The following is a 7,896-nucleotide window of genomic DNA, read 5'->3' as shown; positions in this document are numbered from 1 at the left end:
GCGGGATGGACCAGTTTCCCCATTGACCTCCCACCGGACGGGCTCGACGGCGTGCCGAAGGCCGCCTCGTCCGGCCCAGTCTAGTTCCGCGCGGGGCGTTTGGAAACGCACCGGCCTGCCGCCTCAGGCTGTCACAGCCTAGCCGCGGGAAATCTCGATCATGTCCTCGCGCGGCACCACCTTGATGCGCTCCCGTTCGATGCCGTTGGCGGACTCCGCCGCGGACCACTCGGCGCCGAGGGCGAGCTCGTGGGCATCGAGCTTGATCCACCCTTCCCACGTGGTGTACTCGATGCCGCGCTCCTGGAGCAGGTCGATGATGGCCTGCGGGTCCGGGTTCTGCGCCGGCGGCAGCGTCAGCCGGTCCTCCAGCAGGAAGCCGATGGTCTCCAGCGCGTCGCCCTTGGTGTGGCCGATCAGCCCGACGGGGCCGCGCTTGATCCAGCCCGTGGCGTAGATTCCGGGCACGGGGTTGCCCTCGGCGTCGAGCACGCGGCCGCCTTCGTTCGGGACGACGCCGCGGCGGGCATCGTATTCCAGCTCATCCAGCGGCGAACCGTGGTAGCCGATCGCGCGGTAGACGGCCTGGACCGGGTAGTCGAGGAACTCACCGGTGCCCTTGACGTTCCCGGTGCCGTCCAGCTGCATGCGTTCGAACTTGATGCCGGCGACCTTGCCGGGGTTCGCGGCGTCGTCTGTTGTTCCATAGATTTCGACGGGGCTGTGCAGGAAGTGCAGGTGCAGCCGGCGCGAGGACGGTTCCTCGGCCTCGGCGTGCTCCTCGACGAGCCAGTTCGTGAGGGTGTTGACCATGGTCCGGATCTGGTTGTTGCTGCGAATGGCCTCGTCCGAAGCCTCGTCGAATTCGAAGTCCTCTGGATACAGGACGATGTCCACGTCCTTGGCGTGGCTGAGTTCGCGCAGCTCCAGCGGCGTGAACTTCACCTGGGCCGGGCCGCGGCGGCCAAACACGTGGACGTCGGTGACCGGCGAATCCTTGAGCGCCCGGTAGACGTTGTCCGGGATTTCGGTGACCAGGAGTTCATCGGCGTGCTTGACCAGCATGCGGGCCACGTCGAGGGCCACATTTCCGTTGCCGATCACCGCAATCTCCTTGGCCTCCAGCGGCCAGTCCCGCGGCACGTCCGGGTGGCCGTCGTACCAGGAGACGAAGTCGGCCCCGCCGAAGGATCCCTCCAGGCCGATCCCGGGAATATCCAGGTCGGCGTCCTTGATGGCGCCGGTGGAGAAGATGACGGCGTCGTAGAACGCGCGGAAGTCATGCAGCGTCAGGTCCCTGCCATAGGTGACGTTGCCGAGGAACCGGATGTCGCCGCGGTCCAGGACCTTGTGGAGCGCGTTGACAATGCCCTTGATCCGCGGATGGTCGGGGGCCACTCCGTAGCGGATGAGGCCGTAGGGCGCCGGATACGCCTCGAAGAGGTCGATGCTGACCTGGAAGTCGCCGTCCTTGACCTCATTGGACTTCGTCAGGATGTCCGCGGCGTAAACACCGGCCGGGCCGGCGCCAACAATCGCGACACGGAGGGGACGAGAGGATGTGGATTCGGCCGAGTTGGACACCGGGAGCCCTTCTGAGTCTTAGGGACAGCGCCAGTAGATACAGCGCACAGGCCCCCATTCTAAATGTGACCGGCCCGCTCGCGCTCCGATTGGCAGGAATAGGCGCCGCGCAGGTGGTGTTATTGGTCTTGTGTCTAAGCCCGAAGGATCCTTGTCCCCCGCCCCATTGACAGCGCCGGCCGGCCGGGCCGCTGGGGCGGGGCCGGCGCCGGCCCGGCCGGGCGGACCGGCACCGGTGGACAAGGACACGACGGCGGGAATCCTGTTCGGTATCGGCGCCTACGGGCTCTGGGGGCTGCTGCCCCTGTACTTCTACGTCCTGCATCCGGCCGGCGCGGTCGAAATCGTCGCCAACCGGGTGGTCTGGTCCCTCCTGTTCTGCGTCCTGCTCATCACCGTCACACGGTCCTGGCGGGTGCTGGCTGCTGCTTTCCGGGACCGCACGGTGATTGGGCCGCTGTCCATCGCCGCTGCCCTGATCGCGGTGAACTGGCTGACGTACACCTACGGCGTGACCACCGGCCAGGCCGTCGAGGCCTCCCTGGGCTACTTCATCAACCCGCTGGTCTCCGTATTGCTGGGGGTCTTCGTCCTGAAGGAGAAGCTGCGGCCGCTGCAGTGGGCCGCCGTCGGCATCGGCTTCGTGGCCGTCGGAGTGCTGACGGTCTCCTACGGCAAGCTCCCCTGGATAGCACTGACACTCGCGCTGAGCTTTGGCCTGTACGGATTCGTCAAGAAGCGCGTGGGCCCGCGGGCGGAGGCGATCACAAGCCTCACCGTGGAGACGATCGTCCTGGCGCCTGTAGCTGCGGCCACCATGATCTTCCTCGCGGTCAGCGGGTCGGCGACTCTGGCCGCAAACGGTGCGGGCCATTTCTGGCTGCTGGTGGCGTCGGGCGTCATCACCGCGGTGCCCCTGCTGTTCTTCGGCGCGTCCGCCCGCCGTCTGCCGATGACCACGATCGGGCTGCTGCAGTACTTCGCGCCCGTCCTGCAGTTCATCGTGGCGCTCGTCGTGTTCAAGGAAACCATGACACCGGACCGGTGGGCCGGTTTCGGCGTCGTCTGGCTGGCGCTGCTGGTACTGACCGTGGACATGCTGCACACGGCCCGGAAGAACTCCGTGACCCGGAAACGGGCCCGCGCCGCCGCCTAGCACTACCGCCCCGGCGGGTTGGCGGCCTGCTTACCCCTGCCGCCGTGCGTTAGTGTCATCATGAACGGGACATGTCGGGGCGAAATTGAGGATTGCTGGTGCCACAAGAGGATCGTGAAACTCAGGGCGGGCGCGACATCTCGTCCCTGGACTTCGACAGCAACGGCATCTTGCGCCTTCAGTGGGCCCGCGGCGTGGTGATTGATGCCCCCAACGCCCAGCTGGCCATGGATCGTGTCAATGAGTTGTGCGGCGGCCGGCCCACGCCGCTGCTGATCGACATGGCCACCACGGAGTCCGTCAGCCGGGCCGCCCGGGCCGTGTTCGCCAAGCACTGCGACGCCTCGGCAATCGCGCTCCTCGGCTCCTCCGCCGTGGACCGGGTCCTCGCCAACTTCTTCCTCGGCGTCAATTCCGCGCCGGTTCCGACACGCTTTTTCACCAACGGTGAAGAGGCGGTCCGCTGGCTGACCTCGCAGGGCCATGACGGGGCGTGATGATGACCGCCGCCTCGAGGACCTCGTGGACGGCATCGTCGTACTGTCCTCGGGCGATCTGTCGAACCGGCTGCCGGTCTCACCGGCCCGGGACGGGATAGACGCAGTCACCACCGGCATCAACCTCCTGGCCGAAGAGCTTCAGAGCATGTACGAGGACCTGGAAGTCCGGGTCGCCGAGCGGACCGCGCTCCTGGAGGCGGCCAAAGCCGAACTCCGGCGCGTCATCAACACCGATGAGCTGACCGGCCTGGCCAGCCGCTCGCTGCTGCAGGAAAAAGTGGCCGAAGCCGTTGCCGGGGCCGGCACGGGACGCCAGCCGGCCCTGATCCTGATGGACCTTGATTCCTTCCGGCTCATCAACGACAGCCTCGGCCACGCCGCCGGGGACGCCGTGCTGCGCGAGACGGCCCTGCGGCTTAGCGCCGCGGCCGGACCGGGCCACTTGATCGCGCGCCTCAGCGGCGATGAATTCGCGGTGCTCGTCGCGGACCAGGACACGGAGTCCGTGCTGCAGACCGCTGCCCGGCTCGGCGAATCACTGAAGGACAGAATCGTTGCCGGCGGTGTGGCGGTCGCCCTCACGGCCGGCACCGGTGTCCGGCTGGGGGAACCGGGCCTGCGAAGCGAGGAACTCATCCGCGATGCCGACATCGCCATGCACGAGGCCAAGAAACGCGGCAGGGACACCCTCCTGGTGTTTTCCGCGGCCATGCACGAGGCCGCCAAGCAGCGGGTCCACCAGGTGGCGGAGCTGCGGACGGCACTGGCGATGGACCAGCTCGAGCTGGAGTACCAGCCCATCATGGACCTGCGCACCGGAGCGATCGCCGGCGCCGAGGCCCTGATCCGCTGGCGCCACCCCGCCTTGGGCCTGCTGGGGCCGGATACCTTCCTCGACGCCGCCGACGAGGCCGGGCTCACCGTGGAAATCGGCCACTGGGTGCTCCGGAACGCCATCGCACAAACCGGCCGCTGGAAGTCAGATCCGGGGCTTTCCGCGGACTTCAGCACGCACATCAACCTCTCCCCCGCGGACCTGCACCACGTCGATCTGGCACCCTACGTCGAAGGCCTGCTGGCCCAGCACGGCGTCGAGCCCCGCCATATTTCGATCGAAATCACCGAAACCGCGATCATGCGCGGCGGCCCCGAGGTGGCCGCCACCATGCAGTCACTCAATGACCTCGGCGTCCGGATCGAGATCGACGACTTCGGCACCGGCTATTCCTCCATCAGCTACCTGCGCACGCTCCCCGCCGCGCAGGCGAAGATCGATAAGTCCCTGCTCGACGGGCTGACCACGGACCGGCAGCAGGAAACCTTCGTCGCCGCCATCCTGCAGCTGATCCATTCGGCCGGGCTGGGCGCCGTCGCCGAAGGCATCGAGGACAGGGAGCAAGCCAACAGGCTGCGGCAGCTGAACTGCGAATTCGGCCAGGGCTATTTCTTCAGCCGCCCGCTCCCGGTGGCGGACATGACGGACCTGCTCGGGCACAGAGACGGCGCCGTCGCGTGAGCGTTCCGGCGGGCAGACGCAAGACAGGAAAACGCGTGCACAGGGTGGCAGACACTGTCCGGCTCGCAGCCAGGGTTGCCGTGCTCTCCCTGCACCGTCCCAGCCGCCCGGACCGGCGCTGGGATGCCTTCTGGCGCGGCGTGTCCCAGGGGTCCCTCCGGGAACCGGTCATTTGGGACGCCGCCCCGGGCGCCGGGAACGAAGAGATCCGGCACCACCTGCAGGTGATGGCCGGCGCGATGGACACCAGCCTTCCGGTGATCGATCTCGGCTGCGGGAACGGCACCATCACACGGCGGCTCACCGCCATCTTCGCCTCGGTCCTCGGCGTCGACGTCTCACCCCAGGCCGTGGCAGCCGCGCATTCCGCGCAGCCGCAGGTCGCGGGCCTCAGTTTCCGGAGCCTGGATGCCACGCAGCCGGCCGCGGCGGCTGCGCTGGCGCGCGAACTCGGCGACGCCAACGTCTTTGTCCGCGGCGTGCTCCATGTCCTCAGCCGGCGTCGGCAGGCACGCCTCGCAGGCTCCATCGAAGCGCTCCTGGGCACCCGGGGCAGGATCTACCTCGTCGAAACGAACGTCCCGGGCGGCGCCCTGAGCTACCTGAGGGAACTCGGCGCCACCGGCAAGCGGATCCCGGGACCGCTCCGCCAGGCCATTGCCTCGTTGCCGAAACCGGGCCACTTCGGTGCCGGGCAACGCTCCCGCGTGTTTCCCCCGGACTGCTGGACCCTCATCGCGGAGGGACCCACCGTCCTGAAGACGGTGCCGATGGAGGCCGGTGGACCGCCCAGCAACATTCCCGCGTATTGGGCGGTCCTGGCCCCGGGGCCTCAGACCTCCGGGAAGGCATCCACCCGCTGGTAGTCGCGCGGGACCACGACCATGGGAACGGGGAGCGCCCGCAGCACCTTGAAAGCCGTGCTGCCAATGAACAGTTTGTGCTTCTCCGCCAGGCGGGAGGACCCGACGATCATGACCTCGCCGTCGTCCCATTCCAGGTCATCGATCGCTTCCTCGATCGTGCGGCCGTGGGCGACCTCCACGCTGACGTGGTGGCCCTCCGGCAGGCGGTGCGCCGCGGCAGCGAGGACGGTGTTGGCGTGGATGTGGGCGGCGTTGACGTTCTCCCCGCCGTCCCCCTCGACGTCCAGTTCCACGAGGGAAACCAGCCGAAGCGGCACCCCGCGGCGCTCGGCGGATTCGATCGCGACGTCGATCGCCGCCTCCGCTCCGACGCGCTGGCCCACCGCGAGGGTCAGACGCGTGATGGCTTCGGTATGGCGGTAGCCGCGCGGCGCCAGTGCCACCGGAACCGGGGCAGCGTGCAGCAGGGCGTTGGCCACGTTGCCCACGGTATGGCGCTTGAACAGGCCGCTGCTGGCGGCACCCACAACGATCAAGCCTGCCCTGTACTCGAGTGCGGCCTCAATGAGGCCGGCCGCGAACGATTCGGCCTGTCGGACATGGAAGTGCGCCTCCAGCCCCTCAGGGACCAGTTCCATTCCCTGGCGTTCCGCTGAGCGGATCTGCTGCTCCGCGGCGCTGACCTGGTTTCCTTCCGGATTCATCGCCACATAGGGCGTGTGCCGATCCACCACATAGACCAGGTCGAGATGCGCTCCCTGCGCGCGGGCCATGGCTGAGGCCAGGGCAACGGCGTCCGCACCACGTTCGGTGGGTGTATAGCCGACTACGTATCGCATGTATGAACCCCTTTTTGGGTCTGGGGCAGATGCCAGCTGCGCCCCGGGGGTTCCGGGCGACGTCGGCCGGTCTGCGTTCCTGCAGTGGATAGGAACGACTCTAGTCCAGCGGAACCTCAAAAAGGTGGTGACTTATTACCCTGACCAGCACAATCTTCCGGACCTACGCTGGAATGGTCGAGGGGAGCGCACCATGGACGCCATTCGCAACGGACGGACCCGGACGCGGGCCGCGGGGCTGGGAACCCTCACGCTCCTGCTGGTCCTGACTGCCTGCACGCCGCCTGCCCCGCAGCCCTCCGCCGGCAGCCAGCCGCCGTCGCAGTCCCCGACCGCCTCCGCCGGCCCGACCGCCAGCCCGTCGCCGTCGGCAACCGGGGATGCCGACGAAACGGCACCGCCGCAACCAGGCGACAAGGTGATCTCCTCCACGGTCACCCACGACTGGTCCGTGCCGGGGCCAACCACCCCGTTCCACACGGACCACAAGAACCCTGTGCCGATCGCGCCCCCGCCGGCGGCACCGCTGCCGACGCTGGCCGCCATCGGCGCGGGCCAGCACCCCTCCGACGCACCGCCGTACGACCAGTTGAGCTTCCGCTTCACCGGCGGCTTCCCCAGCTACGACGTCGAAACGGTCCCCGAACTCGTCGACGACGGCAGCGGCCTGCCCATCCCGATGCCCGGCACGGGAACCCTCCTCGAGGTGACCTTCCGCGGGGCCCAGTCGCACACCGCGGACGGCACGGCCAGCACCGTGACCAGTGCGCCGCCGCCGGCAATCGGATACCAGGCGCTCACCAGCTACGCGCCGGCCGGGGACTTCGAGGGCGTGCTGAGCTACGGGATCGGCGTCGGCCGTCCGATGGGCACGATTCCGGAAACGAAGGTGCGGGTCACTGAGGTGGAGAAGATCGAGCAGGGCCAGCACCTGTACGTGGTGGCGATCCAGCTGGACGCGACCGCCTGGAAGTAGGACCTGATGCAGGGCCCGGATGCAGGGCCGGACAAGCCAGGGCCCGGATGCAGGGCCCGGATGCAGGGTCGGAAAAGCCAGGCCGGAAACAGCGGAGGAGCCACGGACATGGTGTCCGCGGCTCCTCCGCTGTGTCGCCCGTTTTCGGGTAGCGCCGGCTCGCCGGGAAAGGATCGCCTTCCCGGCAGCTCATTGGGCCTTGGGCTAGGCGTTGGCCTTAATGGCCGCGGCCAGGACCCCGAGGCCGTCCAGCAGCAGCTCGTCGCTGATGACCAGCGGCGGCAGCAGCCGGATGACGTTGCCGTAGGTGCCGCAGGTGAGGATGATGACACCCTCCTTGAGGCAGGCTGCGGCGACGGCCTTGGTCAGCTCCGGGTTCGGCTCCTTGGAACCGGCCTGGACGAGTTCAATGGCCAGCATGGCGCCGCGGCCGCGGACGTCACCGATCACCGAACCGTC

Annotated in this window: 8 protein-coding genes; 5 read left to right on the top strand and 3 right to left on the bottom strand. The window is 68.2% G+C overall.

The genetic code is table 11. The annotated features are described in order from the left end of the window. Positions 1 to 138: 138 nt before the first annotated feature. The gene (locus tag LQV45_RS13505) at positions 139 to 1,584 is read right to left on the bottom strand and encodes an FAD-dependent oxidoreductase (RefSeq protein ID WP_230007477.1); all 1,446 of its coding nucleotides are present in this window, start codon (positions 1,582 to 1,584) and stop codon (positions 139 to 141) included. Positions 1,585 to 1,705: 121 nt separating this feature from the next. Here LQV45_RS13505 and rarD point away from each other — a divergent pair, with 121 nt between their 5' ends. From rarD to LQV45_RS13485, 4 genes are all read left to right on the top strand, one after another. Next, a complete protein-coding gene (gene rarD / locus LQV45_RS13500; protein WP_374208211.1) occupies positions 1,706 to 2,740 on the top strand; it encodes an EamA family transporter RarD in 1,035 nt (344 codons plus the stop codon). Between the two features lie 92 nt (positions 2,741 to 2,832). Next, entirely contained in the window at positions 2,833 to 3,237 is a 405-nt protein-coding gene (locus LQV45_RS13495) for an STAS/SEC14 domain-containing protein (protein ID WP_223913730.1), read from the top strand. Continuing rightward, a complete protein-coding gene (locus LQV45_RS13490) occupies positions 3,224 to 4,756 on the top strand; it encodes a bifunctional diguanylate cyclase/phosphodiesterase (RefSeq protein ID WP_223913729.1) in 1,533 nt (510 codons plus the stop codon). Before LQV45_RS13495 ends, LQV45_RS13490 begins: the two co-directional genes overlap by 14 nt. A gap of 35 nt (positions 4,757 to 4,791) precedes the next feature. After that, positions 4,792 to 5,622: a class I SAM-dependent methyltransferase gene (locus tag LQV45_RS13485; RefSeq protein ID WP_230007475.1), complete on the top strand. Its 831-nt coding sequence runs from the start codon at positions 4,792 to 4,794 to the stop codon at positions 5,620 to 5,622. On the opposite strand, the gene LQV45_RS13480 is transcribed toward LQV45_RS13485, so the two are convergent. Next, a complete protein-coding gene (locus tag LQV45_RS13480; RefSeq protein ID WP_223913727.1) occupies positions 5,589 to 6,461 on the bottom strand; it encodes a universal stress protein in 873 nt (290 codons plus the stop codon). The two genes, LQV45_RS13485 and LQV45_RS13480, sit on opposite strands and share 34 nt — an antisense overlap. 193 nt (positions 6,462 to 6,654) lie before the next feature. On the opposite strand from LQV45_RS13480, the gene LQV45_RS13475 reads away from it, so the two are divergent. Further along, complete coding sequence (locus LQV45_RS13475) at positions 6,655 to 7,437, top strand: hypothetical protein (protein WP_230007474.1); 783 nt, start codon at positions 6,655 to 6,657, stop codon at positions 7,435 to 7,437. 204 nt (positions 7,438 to 7,641) lie between these two features. Here the strand turns inward: LQV45_RS13475 and LQV45_RS13470 are convergent. After that, positions 7,642 to 7,896: aminotransferase class III-fold pyridoxal phosphate-dependent enzyme (locus tag LQV45_RS13470; RefSeq protein WP_230007473.1), on the bottom strand; the 255-nt coding region annotated here is incomplete at its 5' end.

Source organism: Microbacterium sp. Bi128, assembly GCF_918698205.1.
The sequence above is the reverse complement of the archived record's forward strand: the minus strand, read 5'-3'. Positions and strand labels throughout refer to the sequence as shown.

What these genes read in the sequence shown, in the direction of transcription:
- LQV45_RS13490 (WP_223913729.1), top strand. Translation starts at nt 3,224, where the DNA reads ATGACGGGGCGTGATGATGACCGCCGCCTCGAGGACCTCGTGGACGGC.
- LQV45_RS13480 (WP_223913727.1), bottom strand. Translation starts at nt 6,461, where the DNA reads ATGCGATACGTAGTCGGCTATACACCCACCGAACGTGGTGCGGACGCC.
- LQV45_RS13475 (WP_230007474.1), top strand. Translation starts at nt 6,655, where the DNA reads ATGGACGCCATTCGCAACGGACGGACCCGGACGCGGGCCGCGGGGCTG.